Here is a 19886-nt window from a genome sequence, read left to right as displayed (position 1 = left end):
GCATGTCGGGTTTCGAGTCTAAGTACGGCATCGAAGCCTTCCTCGATGTGATGGCCGGGATCATGCAGGATCGCCTCGGCGATCCCGGTTTCAACATCGAATCCTATGACGACGAACGCGGAGATCACGATGGAAAACCAGAGCAAAACGGTGGTGGTGATCACCGGAGCGTCGAGCGGTATGGGCAAGCGACCGCTGGGGCTTTCGCACGTGAGGGCAACTGGCCGGGTTTTGTTCGGCGCCTTCGCTGAGGCGCGGCCGTGGCTGCCCTTGTCGAAATTCTGCTTCCGGTTATCCGGAACAGGGGATCAGCTCATCGTGACATCCGCAAGCAGCTTACGGAGAAGTTCGGAGGTGTCACGTTTCACGCAAACGCGCCCGCCGAAAGCCTCTGGAAAGATGGCGGAGCAGCCGAGACAGACCAGATAATCGTTGTCGAGTCATGGCTGATGAAATCGATCGTGAATGTAGGCCGCCGTGACAAAATGGTTACGCAGATGTCGAATGGCGGCGGGTCGGATGTGTTTTCGCTGTGCAGGAGTAATTTGCACGCCAGGTCAAGAGACACTTAAATCAGAAGCCGAAAACCTCGACATCCCTGTCGGCGGCCAATTGGCCGACGTGGAGGCCGAGGCTGTGTCAGGGGTGTGCTGGGTAAGCTGACGTCCGACAGGCGCGCCCGGAGGCCCCCCCACGGCTCAATAATTGTGCCCGCCTCGAACCTGTTGCGATTAGGTGGCGGACATGCTCGTTCGCTCCAACCACGGCAGCGCTAGGTCGGTAAGTCGGATCCGTCCGACGTCGAACGCAATCCAGTCGGATGATTGGGGCGAGAAGAGCAACGGCCTGAGCCCCCAACCAGTTCCGGCACTCGCTCGATAGCAAGGCGAAAGTCGTTGACGCGGAAAAGATCTCATCCGCGACCAATCACGGAGAGGTTCTCAACCTCTACCGCCTGAGCCCCGTGGCGGTCCCACACGATCATCGGTGGGACAAGACCGAGCAGCCCCGCGAAATCGTGGTGGCGGCCAGAACCGCCGGCTTCGCCCGGATTGTCGCAGTTGGCCTCGAGCGCGATTTCCATGAAATCGATTCCACGTCGGCGAGGATATCACCATCCGTCACGCGAGCGTGTTTCGCGACGAAAAAGCCCATACGGTAATCCGAGATCGAGCGCGGCCGGACATCCATTTGTTCCCGTTGATTAAAGCCCCTCGCCAAAGAGCGCGCGACTCTGGCCGCAAACTCTGAACAAACGCTGCGAGGCGACTGTCCGCAAGCGGCCTCGCTGCGTGGTCCTCCACAGCCAGCCGGGGATCGACATTCGGTCGGACGGATCCGCCTCGCTCCTGCCGCTAGCCGACCGACACGACGCATTTATAAAGGCTGCAACAAGAACTTAATGTCGTTGCGAACTTCATACCCCACTTTTGGTTCTTACGGCTGAGGAAGCGCACGAGATTTGCACCTTGGCGGATATAGGTGATGAGTGGAAAGAACGAGTTACAGCGCGCGGTTCGACGGAAAACGGATCCTGATCGTCGAGGATGAATATTTCCTCGCTGATGAAACCCGCCAGAAGCTCGAGGACCTAGGCGCCACGGTGGTCGGTCCAACAGGAAGCATGCAGGAGGCACTTGACCTCATAGATCAGCAGCAAGTTGACGCGGCTATTCTAGATATTCAACTAGGCGAGGAATTAATCTTTCCAGTCGCCAACGAGCTGGAGGCGCGTGACATCAATTTCGTTTTCGCCACCGGCTACGACCCTGCGGACATTCCGATGAAATATACGGGGTTCGCACTGTGTGAAAAACTAACCGAACTCGAGAACATCGCCGCGGCGCTATTCGGCCTTGAGATCGACGTCGATCGGTTGCACTAATCGTCGTCCAACTGTCTGGCGAGGATCTGTCGGGCTCGGTTCACGCGGCTTTTCACCGTTCCAACCGCGCAACCACATTGCTCTGATGCCGCTTCATAGCTCATACCGTCGATGAAGATCAAAGTCAGCGCCTGTCTGTAACGCGGAGAAAGGCCGAGGATAGCTTTTCCCAGTTCGTGACCTCGTATCGCCCACTCTTGCTGCGCGCCCACGGACGGCCCCGCCGCGGCGTCCTCCCCGAGGCCAACATGTTCGCGTTTGCGGACTGCAAACCGGGTGCAGAAGCTGTTGCGCATGATCGTGAACATCCACGACCGCAAGCGCGTCCCTTTTTGAAACTTGTCAGCATTAGCCAACACCTTCGAGACGGTTTCCTGTACCAGGTCATCGACATCGCAGGGAGAATTATGAAATCGCCGAGCAAATTTATGGAGGGCCGGCAGTAAATCCACCACCTGTTTCTCGAAAGCGGTATCGCGTAACGAATGGTCCATCTTCACCCTCCTCAACAGATACCTTAAGAACAACTCTAAAGCTGAGGCGTTCCTGGCTGTACGGAACCGTACGCTGCTGGCGTGACGTCCTACGCGTGCGGAGCCCGACGGTTCAGCGTCATTGCGCGCAGGAGCGTTGACGCTCGCCGAGTAAGCGCTGATCGCCTTGACATACCCGGAAAGCTGCCAGACCTCTTCGATAGTCATCCTGTTCTTGAACGCCGGCATACCATGCGGGCGGCCATCCCTGATCGAGGCTGCGATCGACACCATGGAAGGTTCATCCGTCGAGAAAGGAAGGACCCTTGCCCCCTCGCCTTCTCCATGACATTCGTCTCACGAGGGGCACGGAAAGACACTCCCCTTGACGGAGAGATCGAATTGTCGGCGGACATCGCCGCCCACCAGGTGTCCGCAGTCCAGTGGGTACTGGGCGATGTGGGCGCGCTTCGGGTTTCGGCCCGGCGAAGGGCCTGTCAACGTCTCCTGCAGCCTGCCTTCTTCCTCGGATATGGGGCATTCCGCTGAACATCAGGCGGCTGGTTGCTTTCTCCTAAGGTTGCGGCTCGGCCTGAGAGCCCGGAGTTTTCGGGCATTGTGCCGGATGTACCGGGCATCGTCTTACATGCCTCGCTGCCGGTTAAGCTGTTGGTCACACCGGGATCGGCCGTGGGAACCTCGTCGGTTCCCAAAGTGGGCTGATTGCCGTGGGGTTGCTGAGGAGCGCCGTATTGCGATGGGGTCGCGACCGAAGGGGACTGAGCATATGTCGGCGCGGCGGAAGCGGCGAGGAGAATGTACGCGGTAAGCTTTGGACATCGGTGTGGGATCTCCCGAAAGCTATCGAAAACCGCGAACCGTCGAAGATGCCGAAAGTTCCCAGGCATACATGGCCTCTCAGCGCCGCAGCCCCATCGGACGACATTTCGCATTATGACGGGATCGTTAAGGAACTTACCCGTGCTTCGATGCTTGGCCGCTCTTCCGGAGGAACCATCCCCACAGCGAGCACGAAAATAACAGGCTGTCCCACATCTGCGCCGAACAGCAGGATGCCTACCTCCGGCGGTCCTCAATGCGATTCTGGAATGGTCCAATCATGTCGGCGTCACCTATGAGCATCGAGGAAGTCGCCCGATCGCTGGCGGCTGAAGCCAAAATGCTGCGAGAGCTCGGCGACATTCCCCAAGGCACCTGTTGATCACTCCGTAAGGGAACAATCCGGGCTCCTTCCGGTTCGTGGACAGGTGGCTGCAGCTACGCAGCCAGAGCAGCTTCACCTTGGGAGATTTTCCATGACCGAACGAGACCTCACTTCGGACCGAGGAGGCGCTACCGCCTCCGGTTATCCGCGCTTCCATGAAACCCCCGAAACGCCTAATCCCGATCAGACTTCTTCAACGCCTGCGAAATCCGCTACCGGGGAACTGGCGGGTAAGGTTACCGACGACATCGAGTCAATGAAGCAGACCGCCAAGGACCAACTCTCCGGCGCGGCCGAGAAGGCCAATGAAGTCGCCGTCGCTCAGAATAATGTCATCGCCTCCAAGCTGGGCGGCGTAGCGGCGGCAATGGAAAAAGTTGCCGCAGAACTGGAACAGGGCGATCAGCGGGACATCGGTCGCCTTACACGTACCGTCGGATCGAACATGCGTACCTTCTCGGACGACATCAAGGATCGAAGCCTGGGAGAGGTTGCGCAGATGGCGGAAGATTTCGGGCGCAAGCAGCCTTTGGCCTTCCTGGGCCTGGCCGCGATTGCCGGCCTTGCGGCAAGCCGCTTCCTGACGGCATCGGCTGATCGTCAAGCCTCCGCCTCATCGGCGTCCGATACAACCTCAAGCCCAATCGGGGAGGATCGCTTCAATGGCTAAGTCGCTCGATAGTCACTCTCTCCCGGAACTCGTGACAGGCCTGGTGACCGATATATCGAACCTGTTCCGCAAGGAGATCAATCTCGCCAAGACCGAAGCTTCGGAGAAGATGTCTCACGCTTTGACCGGCGTGGAAGCATTCGCCGCAGGGCTGGTCTTTGCGATCTGTGCGGTCGGGGTGCTGCTGGCGGCGCTCGTGAAGGGCCTGACCGCGTTCCTCGTCGCCCGTGGCATGCAGGAGCCGAACGCCGATGCGCTTTCATCGGTGGCGGTCGGCATCGTCGTGGCGCTGATCGCCTGGGGAATGATATCCCGGGGGCTCGCCACGCTCCGCGGCGAAAACCTGAAACTCGACCGCACGTCTGCATCCCTGCGGAGGGATGCTCAGATCATCAAGGAGAGAACATAATGGCCCACACATCGGAAAGCACGAAATCCGTCGAGATCGAACGCGAGATCGAAGCCGATCGCCGCCGGATCGAGGAAAAGATCGACGCGATCCAGAGCCGCATGTCGCCGGGCCAGATCGTTGATGAACTCCTAGCATACGCCAAGTCATCCGGCGGCGGCGAATATGCCGCCAACCTCGGCAGCGCCTTCAAGAACAACCCGATCCCGCTGGCCCTGATGGGCGTCAGCCTTGCCTGGCTGATGGCGGCGCCGAAGACAACCGTATCATCCTATGCCGATCGCAAGGACGATGTGGAATATCCGCTGGCTGTGGTGGACGGCAACATGCGCCGGACCGGGCCTGTTCAGGCGGATGGCGACAAGCATTATAGCCACTTCATCGACGGCGCCGGAAAACGCTTCAAGGCCTTGACGGACGAAACGGGAAGACGCGCCGGTCATTTCGTGGATGAGAGCGGCCAGACCTTCCGCGGCTTTGCCGACGCCTCGGGCCGGCAAATCCACGACATCCGCGACGAGGTGGGCAAGCTTCTGGATCAAGCATCGGGCTGGGCTTCCCACACGTGGCGGCAAGTCACCAGTTCCACCGGCAAGATCGGTGACAGCATTGTCGGCGCCAGCCGCAGCTCGCTGGACGCCGGCAGTCAGATCAACGAGACCATTCTGAAGCACTTCAAGGATCAGCCGCTCGTCGGCGGCGCGCTCGCCTTTGCGGTCGGAGCGGCGATCGGTGCCGCCCTGCCGCACACCCGTGCCGAGGACGAAGCGTTGGGCTCGGCCGCAGACGGCGTCAAGGATCGGCTGTCAACCGAGACCTCAAAGGCCATGGACAAGGCTGAAGCCCTGGCTTCGGATGTCTACGGCAAAGCAGCCTCAGTCGTCGTCGACGTCCATGACGTGGCACGCGAGCGCATCGCTGAAGAGGCGAACAATCTCCGAAATGGAGAAAGTCGGGTTCAGCCGGGCACCCGTTCCCATTGATGCAATGCGGGAAGCCACCTGCTCGCCAAGTGGCCTCCCGCAGCTGATCCGGGAGAACGACAGCATGTCTCCGGCAGACGAAGCGCCCGGGTCACGATTGGAGGGCCCCTATAGCCCTCACCAGCTGCTTCAAGTTTGTCGGCTTGCCAAGGTTTGAAGCACCCGCCGGAAGTTCGTCTCCCGCGAGTTCTTCCGCAGTGCTTGCGCTGGCGATGAGGTAGGGAACTTGAGTGGCTTTAGCCTCTTTGCAACGGGATCAACCCGCTCCCCTGCGACATTGACTTCGAGGAGGGCTGCGGCCGGTGGGAGCTCCTCAGTGAGATCGAGCGCATCGTCGACCGAGCCGACCGGATCGCAAGCCGTCGACAAGCCACAAAGGCGAAATCGTATATTTGGAACCAACAGGACGCCGACGCTGTTGGTGTCGTCTGCCTCTTTATTTGGAAAATGTCATGTCGGAAAGCGGAAATCAGGGACCGAATTGGTGGTTTGCATGGGTCGGGCGCCGCAACACCAATCTCGGCATGGGTCGGTTCCTCGCGGTTCCCGCGGTGTTCATCTTGGTATTCGGCACGATCATGTGGTCAATCTTCCTCTGACCATCCAAGAGAGCGAGACTCTGCTCCCATTTGGGCCTTGCTCCACGTAGCTAAATGAGGCTGCCACCGGGCAAACGGCCAAGTGCGGCGGCAGCCCCCCGCTTACATCTGCTCCCGTTGCGCGCCGCCTCCCGGCCTGGCCGGACCCAGCACCGGCTTCTGTCCCAAAGCGGACGTCATCGGCGTGGACACGAATTGGCCCTTTCCATCGACGGAAGCACCCTGCGACCAGCGGCCGGCGACGGGATCGCTGCCATCCACCTGGAAGCCGAGGAAGGCGTAGCTGAACTCCTGCTTTTCCTGCTCCTGCGGAAAGCTGTTCGGGATCGGAAACGCTCCGGCAGGACCGCCAAGCTCCTCAAGGGCCGCCATCCACTGGTTCTGATGCATCGTGTCGCGCGCGATCAGGAAGGACAGCATATCCTTCATGCCGGGGTCGTTTGTCATGTTGTAGAGGCGCACGGCGAGCACGCGGCCGGTGGACTCTGCCGCCACGTTCGCCGTCATGTCGGCGGCAATGTTGCCGCTCGCATAGATATGCGACATGTCGAACGGCACGCCGTCGGAATCGACCGGCATGGCCGAGAGCCCGGACGAAAGCAGGTTCTTAAGGTTGATCCCGCTCAGCACGGCGCCGCCGACAGGATCGGCCGAGATCTCCTCCTTAAGCGCGAGGGGCGCGCCTTCCAGGTTCATGGCAACCGCGGTCGCCAGCATCTCTATATGACCGAGCTCCTCGGCTGCCGTGTTCATCAGCAGGTCGCGAAATTTTGGATTTCCCCGCGCGCCGCAGGCCTGGAAGAAATACTGCATGGCGACGCGGATTTCGCCTTCAACGCCACCGATCGCCTGCTGAAGCGCCCTTGCGAACAGGGGATCGGGGGTTTCGACGCCAACCGGATACTGCAATTTACCGTCGGTATAGAACATGGAACTCTCCTTTTTGATGGGGAGCCGCACGAACAGTGGAAGACCACTGAAGTTTCGCCATCAGCCTTATTTTTTTAAACGGTACGAAATCGGACAGCATGGAACTTCCCACAGCGGACCTAGTTCGTTTCGCTCAAGGAGATTGGCATGACCCTTCAACTCTCGCTCGAAGAGCCCGATCTTGCCTCCACTACCGAAGCTGGATCGGGAACTATCGTCATCGCTCGGGATCTTCCCCATCTGCGCCTGACGATCGTCAACGTCGTTTTTTTGGGTGATCCGGTGAAGGCCAATGATTGGGTGTTGATCGACGCCATCGTCAAAGCAGCCGAACATCGTTTCGGGCGGGATGCCCGCCCCTCCTCGATTGTCATGAACCACGCCCATTTCGACCACGCCGGATCCGTGGAGGCGCTCGCGCGCCATTGGGACGTCCCGGTTTACGCCCACCTGCTCGAATCCCCCTATCTCAATGGGCAATTTGACCTATCTGCGGGCGAACGCCTTTGTCGGCGGCGGGGCGATGGCCCTTCTCTCGCAGTTGTTTCCGCGTTCGCCCGTGAACGTCGGCCCTTGGCTGAAAATGCTCCCGGCCGACCAGAGCGTGCCGGAGATGCCGGAGTGGAAATGACTGCACATAGCCGGCCACGCACCGGGACATGTTTCACTGTGGCGGGAAAGCGATCGCACGCTGATCGCCGGGGACGCGATCGTTACCACCGGCCAGGAATCCATCCACGAAGCCATCACCCAGAAGCCCGAAATGCACAGCCCGCCCCCTTACCTGACGCCGGATTGGGACGAGGCGGAACAGTCAGTCCGCCTTTTCGCCGAACTGGAACCAGATCTGGTGATCAGTGGACATGGACGCCCGATGAAGGGCGAACATATGCGGCAGCGCCTGCACGAACTAGCCGCAAACTTTCAAGCGATCGCGGTTCCCGACGGGCGGCCTTATGTGCTCAAGCCGGCCAAGCCCGGCAAAAGCGGCAATGACGCCTATCGATGAATTTGAGCCAATTATCGTGAAATTGAGAATTGAGGGAGTATCAAATGCAAGGACAAGACGATGCGGTCCGCCTGCGTGCCTACCAGATATGGGAAAGCGAGGGCCGGCCGGAGGGCCGTGATGGCGACCACTGGCGCCGGGCCGAGGAACAGCTTGGCGTCAACTCCTCATCTCTGGCACCGGCCGTTTTCTCAAGCTCAGACACCGCCGCCCAAGGGCTGGAAGCCGATCCGGAGGTTTTTCAGCAGCCGGAGGAGCATCCTGATATCGAAGTCAGCAGAACCGACGCGTTCACGTCGGTTCGCGAGAAGAACGTCTAAATCTCTGGTCTCCGCCCCGACACCTCACCGCCCGGCTGCGCCATGGAAATAAACCCGTTTTCCGTTTTTGAAGAGATCGACGTGCGAAGAGCACGGCGCCTCAACCGTGTCCTCGCATACCTGCCGCGCTATCACACCGGCAGGCGGCTAAATGCGAGGATGATCAATGGCGTTGTGGAGCTTGCTGGTATCTTGCTTCGCAGGCCGCGGCATCGCGATGTCACGATCGACACCGTCAAGATGTGGGCGGACGGTCGCGAAATACCCATCCGCATTCTTCGACCACAGAATCCGGTCGCAGCCCTCTACCTGCACTTTCACGGCGGAGCCTGGGTACTCGGCAATTCGCAGCTGGACGACGGCTGGAATGCAGAGATCGCAAAATCCGGCAACGTCGCCATTGCCAGCGGCGATTTCCATTTAGCCTTGGACGACGATCTCAAGCGCACGATCCGTGATGCCGTCGCTCTGACCGAATGGGCACTCGACCGTCTTGCGGAATTCGGAACCGACCGGCTGATTGTCGAGGGGGAGTCTTCGGGAGCCCAGCTTGCCGCATGCGCCCTGCTTCAGGTCGCAAAAACGCGGCGTTTGGATAACGTCGCCGGCTTTGTTTCGTTTTGCGGCGCCTTCGACATGACTGGGTCACCGAGCCTTTCGAACGCCCGGCACAGCCTGATTATCGACCCTGCCTCGGCCGTTCACAATCTCGACCGGCTGACTAGGCGTTCAGACGCGAAAACTCCCGAGATATCACCGATCTTCGCCGATTTGAGGGGCATGCCGCCGGCCCTCTTCATAGCCGGCGCGCTGGACCCCATTCTGGACGACAGCCGAAAGATCCATGATGTCTGGCAGCGTCAGACGAGGCATGCAGACCTGCTGGTCGTCCCTGAAGCCCCCCATGGTTTCGAGCGGCTGCCGACGCGGGTTGCAGCGAAAGCCAGAGATTTCATGTGCGGGTGGATCGACAAGCTTCCCGCATAGACGGCCCTGCAGCTTCATCTTGAATGTCATCTACCTCAACATCATCCGGAATTCTTGCCGGCCTTCTCTGTTCGGCCCCCCTACCGAAACCAGCAATCGCAACCGAAAGGTATTGAAAAGATGTGGTGATGATCGGAGCCGGCTATGTCGGCCTGACGGCAGGTGCGTGCTTCGCGTCAATGGGACGCAATGTGTGCTGCCTGCCCAAGGCCTTCAAATCTGGATTGTCGCCACCCTCCGCAGACCGCTTGAAGAGGTCCACGGCATCCTCGTGGGCATCGACCTGATCGTCGAAATACTCTTCTTTGAACTCGGCCGCATTGAGCTTCGTGTGGTTCGTCGGTTTCCTCCTTGAAGCTGTCCGGCAATACGGTGGCCGTGGTGCGTACCTCACCTCCGGCGCAGATGGGCTGCAGAACGATCTTGAATTCTGCCGTGCCCGACAATCCCTCGATCCGCCGGGCAAGTTCACACCACGGGAGCCGTCCCGCCTCACCGCTTTTTAAAGATTCGGTGACCCTGGCACTTCCGGTATCCGTAACGAACACCGTCTCAAGAACATTGCTGTTGTCCCGGTACCGCCGCCTCGATCCGGAACGGAGCGGTTGGCGTGACGGTAAAATGGCCGACCTCGGGTCATGAAGCCGGTTGAACTGCGGCACGGAATCCATGTAGGGGCGCACCACCAATCGATGTGACCGTCACCGCCGGCCAGCGCTACCGACCGGCCATCGCCCAGAGCCGCATAATGCTCCAGGGGTAAAAAACCGTCGGTTCTACGGCGTGTCCCGGAATGCAGCATCGGAGAAGCGCATTGTCGTCTCGTTTGAACGGATCTCAAAGCTTCGGGAAGGCGAGTTGTCCCGTCCAGTTGATAAATCAGACGGATCGGAGGGAACCAGGATCGCGCAGCGATGTTTGGCCGCTCGTCAAACAACATGGAGAACCGCTATGGCCGAGGACGTTCGCCGCCCGATACCGCCCTACCCCGAACAGCACCAGGATCCGCCCGGTAAGACGGAATCTATGCAGCCCATCCCGGATCATGGCGAGCAATCCTACAAGGGCGATGGTAAGTTGCAGGGCAAGGTCGCACTGATCACCGGGGCAGATTCCGGTATCGGAAAGGCGGTTGCGATCGCCTTTGCCCGCGAGGGCGCCGACATCGTGATCTCGTATCTGAGCGAGGACGACGATGCGCGGGACACCGCGCGGTGGGTTGAGGAAGCGGGTCGCAAGGCGATCGTGATCGCGGGGGACATCAAATCCGAAGACCACTGCCGGTCGCTCGTGCAGCGCACCATCGACCAGTTCGGCCGCATCGATATCCTTGTCAACAACGCAGCCTTCCAGCGGACCTACGCCGATATCGGCGACATTTCGGCCGAGGAATGGGACGAGACTTTCCGGACGAACATCTACGCGCCCTTCTACCTGTCCAAAGCTGCGGTCCCCCGCATGAAATCGGGCAGTGCCATCATCAACACGACCTCGATCCAGTCCCGCCAGCCATCGCCGCAGTTGCTGGCCTATGCCTCCACCAAGGGCGCCGTTTCGAACTTTACGGCGGGGCTTGCGGAAATGGTTGCGGAAAGGGGGATTCGGGTAAACGCGGTGGCGCCGGGACCCATCTGGACGCCGCTCATCCCCTCGACCATGCCGCCGGAAAAGGCTGCGAAGTTTGGCCAGCAGACATTGATCGGCCGGGCCGGCCAACCGGCCGAACTTGCGGGCGCTTATGTCTTGCTGGCCTCCGAGCTCGGAAGTTACATGACCGGCGCGGTCATCCCCGTTACCGGCGGAGAAATCATGATCTGACAAGTCCAAAGGCGGAAACTGCAGGAATTCGAAGATGCCGCATTGCCTCTGATCGACAGGTTCTAAAAGATTCGCACGCCTGACTGAACGTTCCAGAACAGGAGACGCTATGCCCCGATACTTCTTCCATATTCGGAATGGTACCCGGCTCGAAAAAGACCCCGACGGGACCGAATTTGACACCGTTGAACAAGCCCGTGACGACGCCATCAAAGCGGCTCGGGAAATTATCGCGCAACAGATTCTGCAGGGGGAGGTCGTCAAGGCCCAGCTTTTCGAAATTACCACAGAAGACGGAGAGATTGTCTCAACCGTGCCATTCAAAGCGGCGATGCGACTGGAATGAAGCTCGGGTAGGCGATGTGCTCGCCATCACGCAATCCCTGCCCGGCACCGGCATGACGTCTGCGTTACCCATGAACTGCGCCTCGCCCGTACGGTGGCTGATCCGCCGAAAATTACAATTATTGAGCGATGGCGTTAATGGCGAAGTCGCGCGCGTCGCCTGAATGTTAGGCGCTGCTAATAATTTGGCGGCGCGTTCTTGAAAACCCTGATCGGGATCGATATTTCAGCGGTACGATTGTTGGGGCCAAGGCCCTTTCGCGGCTGACATCGTCTCTTATGGAAGAACACGTTGAAGTGCCATCTCGCACGGGTGAACGTGTGCCTTCTCCTCACCTTCTCAATAATCCCTTGCGGGGGTTCTCCGCCCCATAGGGAGCTGTCCATGTGGATACGATGACCGTTCAAGAACCTATGCTTACGCCGTTCCAGGCAGAGCTCTTGTCTGCGCACAGGTTTCGTCAGAGGAAATATGCGTCCGCGGCCCGTCGAGCCGGCTCAGGGCGTGCGACGGAAAATTTCTGCACCATACTTGTTGGCTTGAACGGGCATCCTCGCAAGCAGTTAGGCGTCGCTAACTCCGCCGGGAAAGCCGGCATGGTCGTGTGTGATCGGGATAGTGGCTGCCCTGCTGGTCCCCTCGTCGAAGACCAATACCGACAAAGTGGTAGCGCGCGCGATAGATCGCCGCCGTCAGCCGGTACTCCTTCGTTTGCCATAGGGAAGCGCTAACCCGCTCAGCTCTCAAAAGTTTCGAGTTCTCCTGTTTTTCGGAAGAAGCAGATCAGTTGGTTTTAGTTGACCAGCTTCGGAAGGAACTCTCGGAGGTCTCAATTGTTGGAGCCCGTGAACAGGAGGATCCGAGATGGCAATGAACGCGCCAAAAGCCGGGGCAGCCGGTACGACTGACCAGTCACCACGTTGGGAAGGACCAGAAGAAACCCGTCCGCGCGGCTACCTGCCGGCGGTGGACAATCCCGATCAGGACCGAGACGCCATGGGAGAGAACAACGCGGACCCCTCCCGCGAAAAACCGAGCGACGCCGGGAAGACGAAAGGAGATTGATATGACGAATCCAGAAGCTGATGCAAAAGGGCAGTATGCGAAGTCTCAGGCGGATCCCAAAGCCACTGGTGTTGCCAGCGCCAAGCCGACTGCCATAACCGGTTCCGAGGACGCGACGGCGCATAAGACACCACCGGGAAAGAAACCGGTGAAGGAATGGGATGTGAACTACGATCCTTCGGACATGAATGAAGGTGGTTTCAGAGGATCCCGCTAAGGCTTCGTTTGTGCGGTCGCTGCTCTGCCGAGCCGTCGATCATCGCCCTGGCGTATTTGGTACGGGACCGCACGTCGAGGAAGTGGCAACGCGACAAGATACTTAGTCATCCACCAAGCAGAGAATGTCCCATGGCTATCGGAAACCGGGGGAAAACCTGTGGCGGTCATGCTTCTAGGTGTCGCGTATCAGCCCCCGTTTGCAACCCTGCTGTCGAAGCTGGCTGGCAACGGCGCAGGTCGTAAGGTCCCTGAACGATCTGGCGGCAGGCCCCTGGTTCGACGAGCAGACGTTGCCGGCGACAATCCCAAACTACCGGCCGCCGGAACATTCCCCATTGATTAGACCATGCGCGTTTTATTCACCTACGGGACTCTCAAGTTTCCGCTTCCTTCACTTCATGCACCTGCGGGGACAACTCGATGACGGACACGAACATCTGGCTACGATTTTCCGGCGGCTATGCGCTTGGCGCCTGCCATGGCGGCGTCTACCAAGCCTTTCACGAGCGGGACATCACCCCGACCCGATTGCCGGGGCGTCTATAGGTGGCGTCACCGGAGGGATTGTCGCTGGAATCCTCGTGACAAGGGTCAGCGGCGGCCATCCAGACCTCTCGATCATTCATGTCGTCTATCGGTAGCAAGAAGACGAAATCGGATTGGAGGCCTGCGACTATTCCCGCCACTCGATTCAATCTCGGTGAGAATGCGGTTAGTCCCTCGGGCTCGGCGTGATTCATGCCCTGCAGAACATACCGCCGACGAGGACCTGCGGCGATGTTTGGTCTTTCAGAAGGGGCGCTTCATTTCTTGGAGCCATGATTCGAGCCACTCTTAATTGAAACTCTTCGGGCGGTTCGATGTTCGAAATGCGTTTAGGAGCGGAACACGATGGCTGACATGGTGGCAGATCAAGGACTGGAGCTTGACGTCAGGCGTTGCGAGGGGCGGGCTTAGCGCTTGGATTTGGTCTTGGGGGCTTTTTCGACGGCATCTTGCTGCATCAGGTCCTGCAATGGCACCACCTTCTGAGCGGCCTCGATCTGGCTGGCCGGGATGTCCGGTTCCTGATCATGACGGACGGCCTCTTCCATGTCCTGATGTATGTCATCACCGGAGCTGGCCTATGGCTGCTTTGGCGCTCCCGATCAGGTTTATCAAAGCCGCAAGCTGGCTTGGGACTTCACGCGCATGCTCTAATCGGATTCGGGACTTGGCATATCATCGATGCTCTGCTTTCCCATTGGCTTCTGGGGTTGCATCGCATCCGTATGGACGTCGAAACACCGCTGATCTGGGACCTGGTATGGTTCGGTGTCTTTGGCCTGGCGCCGTTGTTAATCGGTTTGAAGATTCATCGAAAATCGGCATCGAACCGCATGATGAGCTCGCCGCTAGCCCTTATGCTTGCCGCCCTTATAGGCGGAGCGAGCGCGGCGACACCCGCGCCTCAAGGTAGGGCGATTATGGTGATGTTCCGCCCCGACATCGCGACGGCTGAAGCGATGGCGGCCGTCCAGAAGATGAATGCCGAACCTTTATGGACAGACGCGTCGGGGCAGGTCTGGGCGGTGGAACTGCCTCCTGATACCCTGCCAAACGCGTTCTATCGGTATGGGGCTCTCTTCGTCAGCAGCTCAATGCTTCCGGTTGGCTGCTTCAGGTGGGTTCAGGCATGATCCCTGTCCGTGCCAGCGGGACGAGCGGCTTGGAGACCTGATGTAAAGACCGGGGACGCCGTAGAGTCATGTTGGTCCACTTGCGATAACGATCCTGTCATGCTTCCGGCATCTGCTCGGCGTTTGCTGACGAAACATCGCTGCACGTCGGTACACAAGTCGAAGTCGGATCTTCCAAAGTCTGAAAATCGGGCGGTTACTTCGTGGTGCCATAAAGCGGCTTCCGGCTCACACGCGCAGCCTTCGCGGCCTCGATTTCTTCCATCGGCGTACGTGTCGTGTCCACGCTCTCCGCCACGCGCGCCGAGCCTTCGGCACCGAGCAGAGGCTTGTCGAGCTGATCGTCTTTCTTGGGTGCTGACATCTGAAAACTCCATGTCTTACCGAGCGGGGGGCGCTCTGTTCCCAAACAACGAGGCCAAAGGTCCCATAGCCATGGGGCAGTCGCGTACCCAACTTTCCACCCGCCTCATAGTTCCAGCCCTCTTCCGTAGACTTATGGTCGCTTTCAAGAGAAGCAAAATGGCGCGGCGCCGATTGGAACCAGCCGGCTCCCGCACAGTTAGCGGGTTGGTCAACGCAGGAGGAACCAATGGCCAACGTTACGCGGACCGGCGACATTGCTGAGCAGAACACCGGAACGAGTTCGAATACTTTCGGATCTTCCGTGGAAAGCAAAGCCCAAATTGAGGATGCCAAAAAACTCGCCTCGGCTACAACACCGGGAGAAACGCTGAACGTCTACCGACTTGTGGCGGTCGCCCCGCCCGACGATTTCCGCTGGGGCAAGGCGGACTTCCAAGGTGAGATCGTAGTCGCCGCGCGGACGGCTGGCGACGCGCGCATTGTTGCGGCCGGAGCCGAACTTGATTTCCTGGATACTGACGCATTGCCCGGCGAAGACGTGACGACCCGCCACGCAAGCGCCTTCCGAGACGAAAAAGCCTATTCCGTCGTCGAGATCGAAAGAGGCCGCACTGATCTCAGGCGAGGAGTCATCGCCGGTTATGTCTCCACCGACACCATCAAGCCGACGCAGCTCTGAGAAGCAGCTCCAGGAACGAGAGGAGAAATCTGAGGTCTCCGTCAGATGACGAAAAGAAAAATACGGATACTGTCCCACCAACCACGCCATTCGCCGCTGAAAACGTCTGCCGCAAATGCGGCGGCACCGGAAGTTGAATGGTTCACCTTGCTCCCGACTGCCACGGGTCGGGCAAGGTGGTTACGCTGTTGGCGACGCCGGCTGAACCGGCTTAACCTGATCTCCCTCCTATCGGAATGCCTCGGCGCATTCCGTTTCGGCTCTACCTCACCGCAAGCAATTTCTCGAAGAACAGGATTTGCTCAAGGCCGGTTTCGCCCGGATGCTCGAATATGACGCGGCCGTTACGCCGGACGGCGCTCGCTTTTTTCGACAAGGCTTTCGTCACCTTCACGGGCGTTTTCGATGTCAGGGTCAACGCCGAAGCCTTGGGGCCTGCATCGAGCCTGGCAATACCGAGCCGCCCTGCAGCGACCTGCAACCTTGTCAGGCGCAGCAGGGTCAGGACATCTCCGGGCAGGTCGCCGAACCGATCGTCGAACTCTTCTTCGAGATCATCGATTTCTCTTAAGGAAATTGCCCGCATCAACCTCGCATAGAGGTCGAGCCGCACGGCAGGATCGGCAACGTAGTCCTGCGGGATAATTCCTGTGAGGCCGAGGTTAACGGTGGCGCGTCGTGGATCTCCAGCCTCTCGTTTACCCAGAGCGGCAACGGCTCGCTCCAGCAATTTCTGATAGAGGCTGATCCCGACGACCCTCATGTGCCCGGTTTGATCTTCACCAGCAATGTCTCCTCCGCCTCGCAGGTCAAGATCGCGCATACTGATGACAAGTCCGGAGCCCAGCCGATCCCTCTCCACCAGACTGGAAAGCCGCAAGCGCGTCTCTTCGGATAGAGCAACCGCCTCTTCTGTCACGAGATAAGCGATGCCTTGAGCTCTTGCCCTGCCGACCCGCCCGCGCAACTGGTGCAACTGCGCCAGGCCGAACCTGTCGGCCCGCCAGATGAACATCGTGTTGGCGCGAGGCACGTCGAGACCGTTCTCAATGATATTGGTGGACAGAAGGATGTCGCCATCGCCATCGGCGAAGCTAACCATCGCCTCATCGATATCCGCCGCGGGCATCTTGCCATGCGTCGTTGTGACCTTCAATTCCGGAACGATCTTCGCCAGCGTCGCTTCGAGGCCGTCAATATCCTCGATCCTCGGCACGACAACGAAACTTTGTCCGCCGCGCCGAAACTCTCTCATCAGCGCGGTACGCATGGGGGCAGGATCGAATGCCGTAACCGACGTCCTTACCGGGCGGCGTTTCGAGGGCGCCGTTGTCAACAGACTGACATCCTGAATGCCGGCCATCGCGGACTGCAACGTGCGCGGAATCGGTGTCGCAGACATCGTTAGGATGTGCAGTGAGGATGCCAGCGCGCTCATCGCCCGCTTTTCCTTCAGGCCGAACCGGTGTTCCTTTCGGTCGCGACATGGCGCAATCAAGGGGAACGCCTATGAGCGACGGCAACGGCGACTATGTTTATGACGAGGCCAGCGGCGAATGGCGGCCTGCATCGGAAATTGCCGCGGAAAAGCGAAGGCCTTGGAAGTCCGCGACGCTTCCGGCAATGTTCTCGGCGATGGGGACTCCGTGGTGCTGATCAAGGATCTCAAGGTCAAGGGGCCGGCCAGACGCTGAAGCAGGGCACGGTCATCCGCTCGATCCGCCTGACCGACAATCCCGAAGAGATCGACTGCCGCGATGATGCGATCGAGGGTCTCGTCCTGCGCAGCGAGTTCGTGCACAAACGCTAGGACCGGCTGTTGGTTGGCGTGATGGATCCTCAACCGAAAATCCGCGTGGAATTGGCCGGTCGCTTTGACAAACGGTATCGATCAAGCCAGCCAGGCCCATGGGTATTGCGGAGCTTGGGCAGGATCTGCCCGGCGTCATCCGGCGCCTCCCCCATCCAGACATGGTTGAGGATACGCTTCCATGACCGGCCGTGCCGCGCGGCATATTCCCGCAATGCGGCTTCCTCCTGCTCGGTCAGCGGCGGAAGCATGTCGTGATGCTTGCCTCCCATTGGTTCAATCCCCCTTCATCGAAATGCCGGTGATGGCATCGGCTTCAGCCAGCGCGACCAGCACCTTCGGAAGCCAATTCTCGAAGTCATGCGGTGAGAGGCCCATCGGCTGCGCAGGCTCGCGCAGAAGAACGGCCAGCCTGTCGAACAGGTCGGCCTTGCGCTGGATGGTTTCACGGAATTCGTCCGGGATCATCCGCGCTGTGCCCTCAACGCTCCGATCGGCATTCTCCCAGACGCCGGTGACGAAGGTTTCTCCCGACGTGTCGATGTCAGACTCCTCGTCCTCCCAGCCGTCGTCGTCGATCGCGCACCGGCATGCGTCCTCAAGGCTTTCCGCCTCATAAACACGCTGGCGATAAATCGGCAGATGGTAGGTGGTTTCGATGACAAAGCGGGTCATGCCGCATTCCTCTCATTGATGTCAGGATGCGGTTCCAGCCTCGTCTCAAGAGAGGCGATCGCCGCATCCTGCCGGGCGAGCTTGCGCGACAGCGTTTCGATCTCGCCCCGGCGCTCGAATTCCAATGCCTGGAGATGAGACTGGAACAGCCGTTCGTCGGTGGGCGTCCAGCGTGACCCTGATCTCTTGTGTGTACGGCCGCTGGACTTCGCCTTCTGAGTAACCGTCACACGCTCAGCTCGGGCCGCAATCTGTCTCAGCACGAGATCGAGATGATGGCGCGTCTCGCGCCGCGATGCTTGCATACGGGACAGAAGAAGATCGGGACTGATCGTCGTCATGCCGTGCTCCTCCCCGCCCACGAGACAAAGCTGGATGGACCGTCATATGCGGCGTGGCGCGCTTCATCGATAGCGAAGCCGAAACGACCGACCTCGTATTCCATCGATGCGACGAGAAAGCGCCGTTCCTCGGCACGGGGATCGCGCTCGCCGCCACGTGTTGCGATGACCTCGGTCATGCCGGCATGATGATCGGAGCAGAGAGCGGAGATGACGATCCAGTCACCGGCATGCGCCGCTTCGAAGGACCGGCGGTCCCTCTCGTGGGACGCGCCCGGTGCCAGCACGTCGCCGGTGATCGCCTCCCATGCGTCAGGCTGCCAGTCCTTCAGGGTCTTTTCGGCGACACGCCGCTCGTATGTGGTGAACAACGCCGGAAAGGTGATCGTCACGGCTGCCCAGAAGCAATCCTCCTCGTAAAACCCATCGCTCGAACGCAGCATCGGATGAACCTTTGCGTTGCGATCGGTCGCGAGATGGAAACCGCCATGGCTGGCGGTGTGATGGAAGACCACACCATCCCCAAAGATAGTCGCACCTTGCGAAGCCCCCCAAGGCGTGCTGGTCGGAATGTGCCTGGTCTTGCGATCCAGCGCCTGCAGTTCGCGGCTGTGTTCGGCCTGCTCGGCCATACGGGCGCGGAAAGCCGTTTCGCCCTCCACCGCTCCATGATGCGAGTAAAAGTTGGCGCGGACCGTCTTGTCGAGCGGCTTCAGGAGCCGCCAGGCGCTGGCGACGAAATGGCCGACGCGCCCAGGGGTCATGGCAAAAACCAGATCGCCGATGCGGGCGACGAGAATCCCGTCCCCGCTGCGGCCATACTCCACCCCTGAATCATCAGGGTTGGAGTTTGTGACGGGTGGAAGCGAAGAGAGCGTGCTCATGCCACGGCCCTCCCTTCCACGACGTCGGCGGCGATCTCGTCTGCTGTCACTTCTTCCAGCACTGCCCTGGAATAACCATGTCGGGACAGCCATTCCTCCGCCGTCTGCCGGTTCGCCGCAAGGTGAACGAGATCGGCGGTGTCGCCGGGGCGATCGTACACACGATAGCTGCCGATGGCCGGGCGCTCGGCGATCGTGAAAGTCAGGCCGCTGTCGAGCGAAAATGTGCGGTAGACACGCACTGCAATCACGCCGCTGCCTCCGAAGTCGGCCTCGTGAGGTGTGATAGTGGCCGGAAGCGTGATCTTGCCGGAGGCACGCTCGTCCTTTTTGCGGATCAACCGGCCGCTGCTGTTGTTGGTTTTCCAGGCGGAAAGCTTCTTGCGGTGGCATTCGGGCGGACGCGGTGTGCCGTCCGACCATGATAAGATGGAACCGATAGGTGCGAGGAAAGCAGTGTTCGCGGACATGCGCGTTCTCCATAATCTTGAGGTGTTCTGAAAACGAAACCGCC

Annotated in this window: 26 protein-coding genes and 2 pseudogenes; 17 read left to right on the top strand and 11 right to left on the bottom strand. The window is 59.6% G+C overall.

What is annotated here, in order from left to right; all coding sequences use genetic code 11:
• Positions 1–2: 2 nt before the first annotated feature.
• Positions 3–251, top strand: a complete 249-nt coding sequence (locus ACSQ8R_RS23655) for a hypothetical protein (RefSeq protein WP_436255812.1) — start codon at positions 3–5, stop codon at positions 249–251.
• A gap of 662 nt (positions 252–913) precedes the next feature.
• On the opposite strand, the gene ACSQ8R_RS23650 is transcribed toward ACSQ8R_RS23655, so the two are convergent.
• The gene (locus tag ACSQ8R_RS23650) at positions 914–1084 is read right to left on the bottom strand and encodes a hypothetical protein (RefSeq protein WP_436255811.1); all 171 of its coding nucleotides are present in this window, start codon (positions 1082–1084) and stop codon (positions 914–916) included.
• A gap of 405 nt (positions 1085–1489) precedes the next feature.
• Here ACSQ8R_RS23650 and ACSQ8R_RS23645 point away from each other — a divergent pair, with 405 nt between their 5' ends.
• Complete coding sequence (locus ACSQ8R_RS23645) at positions 1490–1885, top strand: response regulator (RefSeq protein ID WP_436255810.1); 396 nt, start codon at positions 1490–1492, stop codon at positions 1883–1885.
• Here the strand turns inward: ACSQ8R_RS23645 and ACSQ8R_RS23640 are convergent.
• Positions 1882–2652, bottom strand: a complete 771-nt coding sequence (locus ACSQ8R_RS23640; protein WP_436255809.1) for a sigma-70 family RNA polymerase sigma factor — start codon at positions 2650–2652, stop codon at positions 1882–1884. The two genes, ACSQ8R_RS23645 and ACSQ8R_RS23640, sit on opposite strands and share 4 nt — an antisense overlap.
• 1022 nt (positions 2653–3674) lie before the next feature.
• Between ACSQ8R_RS23640 and ACSQ8R_RS23635 the strand changes: the two genes are divergently transcribed.
• The 4 genes from ACSQ8R_RS23635 (at position 3675) to ACSQ8R_RS23620 (ending at position 6244) form a co-directional block, all read left to right on the top strand.
• Positions 3675–4253 carry a nutrient deprivation-induced protein gene (locus ACSQ8R_RS23635; protein WP_436255808.1) on the top strand — a complete coding sequence of 193 codons (579 nt, stop codon included), beginning with the start codon at positions 3675–3677 and terminating at the stop codon, positions 4251–4253.
• Positions 4246–4662, top strand: a complete 417-nt coding sequence (locus ACSQ8R_RS23630; protein ID WP_436255807.1) for a phage holin family protein — start codon at positions 4246–4248, stop codon at positions 4660–4662. The genes ACSQ8R_RS23635 and ACSQ8R_RS23630 overlap by 8 nt, the downstream gene beginning before the upstream one ends.
• A complete protein-coding gene (locus tag ACSQ8R_RS23625) occupies positions 4662–5645 on the top strand; it encodes a DUF3618 domain-containing protein (RefSeq protein ID WP_436255806.1) in 984 nt (327 codons plus the stop codon). Before ACSQ8R_RS23630 ends, ACSQ8R_RS23625 begins: the two co-directional genes overlap by 1 nt.
• A gap of 452 nt (positions 5646–6097) precedes the next feature.
• On the top strand, positions 6098–6244 hold the full coding sequence (locus ACSQ8R_RS23620) for a hypothetical protein (RefSeq protein ID WP_436255805.1): 147 nt from the start codon (positions 6098–6100) through the stop codon (positions 6242–6244).
• A gap of 102 nt (positions 6245–6346) precedes the next feature.
• Here ACSQ8R_RS23620 and ACSQ8R_RS23615 read toward each other — a convergent pair whose 3' ends face one another.
• Positions 6347–7174 (bottom strand): manganese catalase family protein, encoded by an 828-nt coding sequence (locus ACSQ8R_RS23615; protein ID WP_436255804.1) that lies wholly within the window; start codon positions 7172–7174, stop codon positions 6347–6349.
• Positions 7175–7321: 147 nt separating this feature from the next.
• Between ACSQ8R_RS23615 and ACSQ8R_RS23610 the strand changes: the two are divergent.
• The 3 genes and pseudogenes from ACSQ8R_RS23610 (at position 7322) to ACSQ8R_RS23600 (ending at position 9490) form a co-directional block, all read left to right on the top strand.
• Positions 7322–8183, top strand: a pseudogene (locus tag ACSQ8R_RS23610) (MBL fold metallo-hydrolase).
• Positions 8184–8227: 44 nt separating this feature from the next.
• On the top strand, positions 8228–8503 hold the full coding sequence (locus ACSQ8R_RS23605) for a DUF2934 domain-containing protein (RefSeq protein WP_436255803.1): 276 nt from the start codon (positions 8228–8230) through the stop codon (positions 8501–8503).
• Positions 8504–8545: 42 nt separating this feature from the next.
• Positions 8546–9490 (top strand): alpha/beta hydrolase, encoded by a 945-nt coding sequence (locus ACSQ8R_RS23600; RefSeq protein ID WP_436255802.1) that lies wholly within the window; start codon positions 8546–8548, stop codon positions 9488–9490.
• 142 nt (positions 9491–9632) lie between these two features.
• Here ACSQ8R_RS23600 and ACSQ8R_RS23595 read toward each other — a convergent pair whose 3' ends face one another.
• Positions 9633–9884, bottom strand: a complete 252-nt coding sequence (locus ACSQ8R_RS23595) for a DUF4142 domain-containing protein (RefSeq protein ID WP_436255801.1) — start codon at positions 9882–9884, stop codon at positions 9633–9635.
• Between the two features lie 557 nt (positions 9885–10441).
• Between ACSQ8R_RS23595 and ACSQ8R_RS23590 the strand changes: the two genes are divergently transcribed.
• The 6 genes from ACSQ8R_RS23590 (at position 10442) to ACSQ8R_RS23565 (ending at position 14617) form a co-directional block, all read left to right on the top strand.
• Entirely contained in the window at positions 10442–11308 is an 867-nt protein-coding gene (locus tag ACSQ8R_RS23590; RefSeq protein ID WP_436255800.1) for an SDR family oxidoreductase, read from the top strand.
• 109 nt (positions 11309–11417) lie between these two features.
• On the top strand, positions 11418–11654 hold the full coding sequence (locus ACSQ8R_RS23585; RefSeq protein ID WP_436255799.1) for a DUF6894 family protein: 237 nt from the start codon (positions 11418–11420) through the stop codon (positions 11652–11654).
• Between the two features lie 870 nt (positions 11655–12524).
• Positions 12525–12719, top strand: coding sequence for a hypothetical protein (locus ACSQ8R_RS23580; protein ID WP_436257259.1), 195 nt, complete (start codon positions 12525–12527; stop codon positions 12717–12719).
• Position 12720: 1 nt separating this feature from the next.
• Positions 12721–12936, top strand: a complete 216-nt coding sequence (locus tag ACSQ8R_RS23575; RefSeq protein WP_436255798.1) for a hypothetical protein — start codon at positions 12721–12723, stop codon at positions 12934–12936.
• A gap of 422 nt (positions 12937–13358) precedes the next feature.
• Complete coding sequence (locus tag ACSQ8R_RS23570) at positions 13359–13484, top strand: hypothetical protein (RefSeq protein ID WP_436255797.1); 126 nt, start codon at positions 13359–13361, stop codon at positions 13482–13484.
• Between the two features lie 392 nt (positions 13485–13876).
• The gene (locus ACSQ8R_RS23565; protein WP_436255796.1) at positions 13877–14617 is read left to right on the top strand and encodes a DUF2243 domain-containing protein; all 741 of its coding nucleotides are present in this window, start codon (positions 13877–13879) and stop codon (positions 14615–14617) included.
• 196 nt (positions 14618–14813) lie between these two features.
• On the opposite strand, the gene ACSQ8R_RS23560 is transcribed toward ACSQ8R_RS23565, so the two are convergent.
• Complete coding sequence (locus ACSQ8R_RS23560) at positions 14814–14981, bottom strand: hypothetical protein (RefSeq protein ID WP_436255795.1); 168 nt, start codon at positions 14979–14981, stop codon at positions 14814–14816.
• A 228-nt stretch (positions 14982–15209) separates the two neighbouring features.
• Here ACSQ8R_RS23560 and ACSQ8R_RS23555 point away from each other — a divergent pair, with 228 nt between their 5' ends.
• On the top strand, positions 15210–15662 hold the full coding sequence (locus tag ACSQ8R_RS23555) for a hypothetical protein (RefSeq protein WP_436255794.1): 453 nt from the start codon (positions 15210–15212) through the stop codon (positions 15660–15662).
• 262 nt (positions 15663–15924) lie between these two features.
• Here the strand turns inward: ACSQ8R_RS23555 and ACSQ8R_RS23550 are convergent, their stop codons facing one another.
• A complete protein-coding gene (locus tag ACSQ8R_RS23550; RefSeq protein WP_436255793.1) occupies positions 15925–17100 on the bottom strand; it encodes a TRCF domain-containing protein in 1176 nt (391 codons plus the stop codon).
• 71 nt (positions 17101–17171) lie between these two features.
• Here ACSQ8R_RS23550 and ACSQ8R_RS23545 point away from each other — a divergent pair.
• Positions 17172–17472 (top strand): annotated as a pseudogene (locus ACSQ8R_RS23545) (alkylphosphonate utilization protein).
• 29 nt (positions 17473–17501) lie between these two features.
• Here ACSQ8R_RS23545 and ACSQ8R_RS23540 read toward each other — a convergent pair.
• From ACSQ8R_RS23540 to ACSQ8R_RS23520, 5 genes are read right to left on the bottom strand one after another with little or no spacing between them, the layout of a single operon-like run.
• Positions 17502–17744: a hypothetical protein gene (locus tag ACSQ8R_RS23540; protein WP_436255792.1), complete on the bottom strand. Its 243-nt coding sequence runs from the start codon at positions 17742–17744 to the stop codon at positions 17502–17504.
• Between the two features lie 4 nt (positions 17745–17748).
• Positions 17749–18147, bottom strand: coding sequence for a hypothetical protein (locus tag ACSQ8R_RS23535; protein WP_436255791.1), 399 nt, complete (start codon positions 18145–18147; stop codon positions 17749–17751).
• On the bottom strand, positions 18144–18488 hold the full coding sequence (locus ACSQ8R_RS23530; RefSeq protein WP_436255790.1) for a hypothetical protein: 345 nt from the start codon (positions 18486–18488) through the stop codon (positions 18144–18146). The genes ACSQ8R_RS23535 and ACSQ8R_RS23530 overlap by 4 nt, the downstream gene beginning before the upstream one ends.
• Complete coding sequence (locus ACSQ8R_RS23525) at positions 18485–19372, bottom strand: DUF7007 domain-containing protein (protein WP_436255789.1); 888 nt, start codon at positions 19370–19372, stop codon at positions 18485–18487. The genes ACSQ8R_RS23530 and ACSQ8R_RS23525 overlap by 4 nt, the downstream gene beginning before the upstream one ends.
• A complete protein-coding gene (locus ACSQ8R_RS23520; protein ID WP_436255788.1) occupies positions 19369–19842 on the bottom strand; it encodes a hypothetical protein in 474 nt (157 codons plus the stop codon). Before ACSQ8R_RS23520 ends, ACSQ8R_RS23525 begins: the two co-directional genes overlap by 4 nt.
• Positions 19843–19886 lie beyond the last annotated feature (44 nt).

The organism is Neorhizobium sp. LjRoot104 (genome assembly GCF_964253725.1).
In the GTDB taxonomy this organism is placed as follows: domain Bacteria; phylum Pseudomonadota; class Alphaproteobacteria; order Rhizobiales; family Rhizobiaceae; genus Neorhizobium.
The sequence above is the reverse complement of the archived record's forward strand: the minus strand, read 5'-3'. Positions and strand labels throughout refer to the sequence as shown.

What these genes read in the sequence shown, in the direction of transcription:
- ACSQ8R_RS23655 (WP_436255812.1), top strand. Translation starts at nt 3, where the DNA reads ATGTCGGGTTTCGAGTCTAAGTACGGCATCGAAGCCTTCCTCGATGTG.
- ACSQ8R_RS23650 (WP_436255811.1), bottom strand. Translation starts at nt 1,084, where the DNA reads ATGGAAATCGCGCTCGAGGCCAACTGCGACAATCCGGGCGAAGCCGGC.
- ACSQ8R_RS23640 (WP_436255809.1), bottom strand. Translation starts at nt 2,652, where the DNA reads ATGGTGTCGATCGCAGCCTCGATCAGGGATGGCCGCCCGCATGGTATG.
- ACSQ8R_RS23635 (WP_436255808.1), top strand. Translation starts at nt 3,675, where the DNA reads ATGACCGAACGAGACCTCACTTCGGACCGAGGAGGCGCTACCGCCTCC.
- ACSQ8R_RS23630 (WP_436255807.1), top strand. Translation starts at nt 4,246, where the DNA reads ATGGCTAAGTCGCTCGATAGTCACTCTCTCCCGGAACTCGTGACAGGC.
- ACSQ8R_RS23625 (WP_436255806.1), top strand. Translation starts at nt 4,662, where the DNA reads ATGGCCCACACATCGGAAAGCACGAAATCCGTCGAGATCGAACGCGAG.
- ACSQ8R_RS23620 (WP_436255805.1), top strand. Translation starts at nt 6,098, where the DNA reads ATGTCGGAAAGCGGAAATCAGGGACCGAATTGGTGGTTTGCATGGGTC.
- ACSQ8R_RS23615 (WP_436255804.1), bottom strand. Translation starts at nt 7,174, where the DNA reads ATGTTCTATACCGACGGTAAATTGCAGTATCCGGTTGGCGTCGAAACC.
- ACSQ8R_RS23605 (WP_436255803.1), top strand. Translation starts at nt 8,228, where the DNA reads ATGCAAGGACAAGACGATGCGGTCCGCCTGCGTGCCTACCAGATATGG.
- ACSQ8R_RS23600 (WP_436255802.1), top strand. Translation starts at nt 8,546, where the DNA reads ATGGAAATAAACCCGTTTTCCGTTTTTGAAGAGATCGACGTGCGAAGA.
- ACSQ8R_RS23590 (WP_436255800.1), top strand. Translation starts at nt 10,442, where the DNA reads ATGGCCGAGGACGTTCGCCGCCCGATACCGCCCTACCCCGAACAGCAC.
- ACSQ8R_RS23585 (WP_436255799.1), top strand. Translation starts at nt 11,418, where the DNA reads ATGCCCCGATACTTCTTCCATATTCGGAATGGTACCCGGCTCGAAAAA.
- ACSQ8R_RS23580 (WP_436257259.1), top strand. Translation starts at nt 12,525, where the DNA reads ATGAACGCGCCAAAAGCCGGGGCAGCCGGTACGACTGACCAGTCACCA.
- ACSQ8R_RS23575 (WP_436255798.1), top strand. Translation starts at nt 12,721, where the DNA reads ATGACGAATCCAGAAGCTGATGCAAAAGGGCAGTATGCGAAGTCTCAG.
- ACSQ8R_RS23570 (WP_436255797.1), top strand. Translation starts at nt 13,359, where the DNA reads ATGACGGACACGAACATCTGGCTACGATTTTCCGGCGGCTATGCGCTT.
- ACSQ8R_RS23560 (WP_436255795.1), bottom strand. Translation starts at nt 14,981, where the DNA reads ATGTCAGCACCCAAGAAAGACGATCAGCTCGACAAGCCTCTGCTCGGT.
- ACSQ8R_RS23555 (WP_436255794.1), top strand. Translation starts at nt 15,210, where the DNA reads ATGGCCAACGTTACGCGGACCGGCGACATTGCTGAGCAGAACACCGGA.
- ACSQ8R_RS23550 (WP_436255793.1), bottom strand. Translation starts at nt 17,100, where the DNA reads ATGAGCGCGCTGGCATCCTCACTGCACATCCTAACGATGTCTGCGACA.
- ACSQ8R_RS23540 (WP_436255792.1), bottom strand. Translation starts at nt 17,744, where the DNA reads ATGGGAGGCAAGCATCACGACATGCTTCCGCCGCTGACCGAGCAGGAG.
- ACSQ8R_RS23535 (WP_436255791.1), bottom strand. Translation starts at nt 18,147, where the DNA reads ATGACCCGCTTTGTCATCGAAACCACCTACCATCTGCCGATTTATCGC.
- ACSQ8R_RS23530 (WP_436255790.1), bottom strand. Translation starts at nt 18,488, where the DNA reads ATGACGACGATCAGTCCCGATCTTCTTCTGTCCCGTATGCAAGCATCG.
- ACSQ8R_RS23525 (WP_436255789.1), bottom strand. Translation starts at nt 19,372, where the DNA reads ATGAGCACGCTCTCTTCGCTTCCACCCGTCACAAACTCCAACCCTGAT.
- ACSQ8R_RS23520 (WP_436255788.1), bottom strand. Translation starts at nt 19,842, where the DNA reads ATGTCCGCGAACACTGCTTTCCTCGCACCTATCGGTTCCATCTTATCA.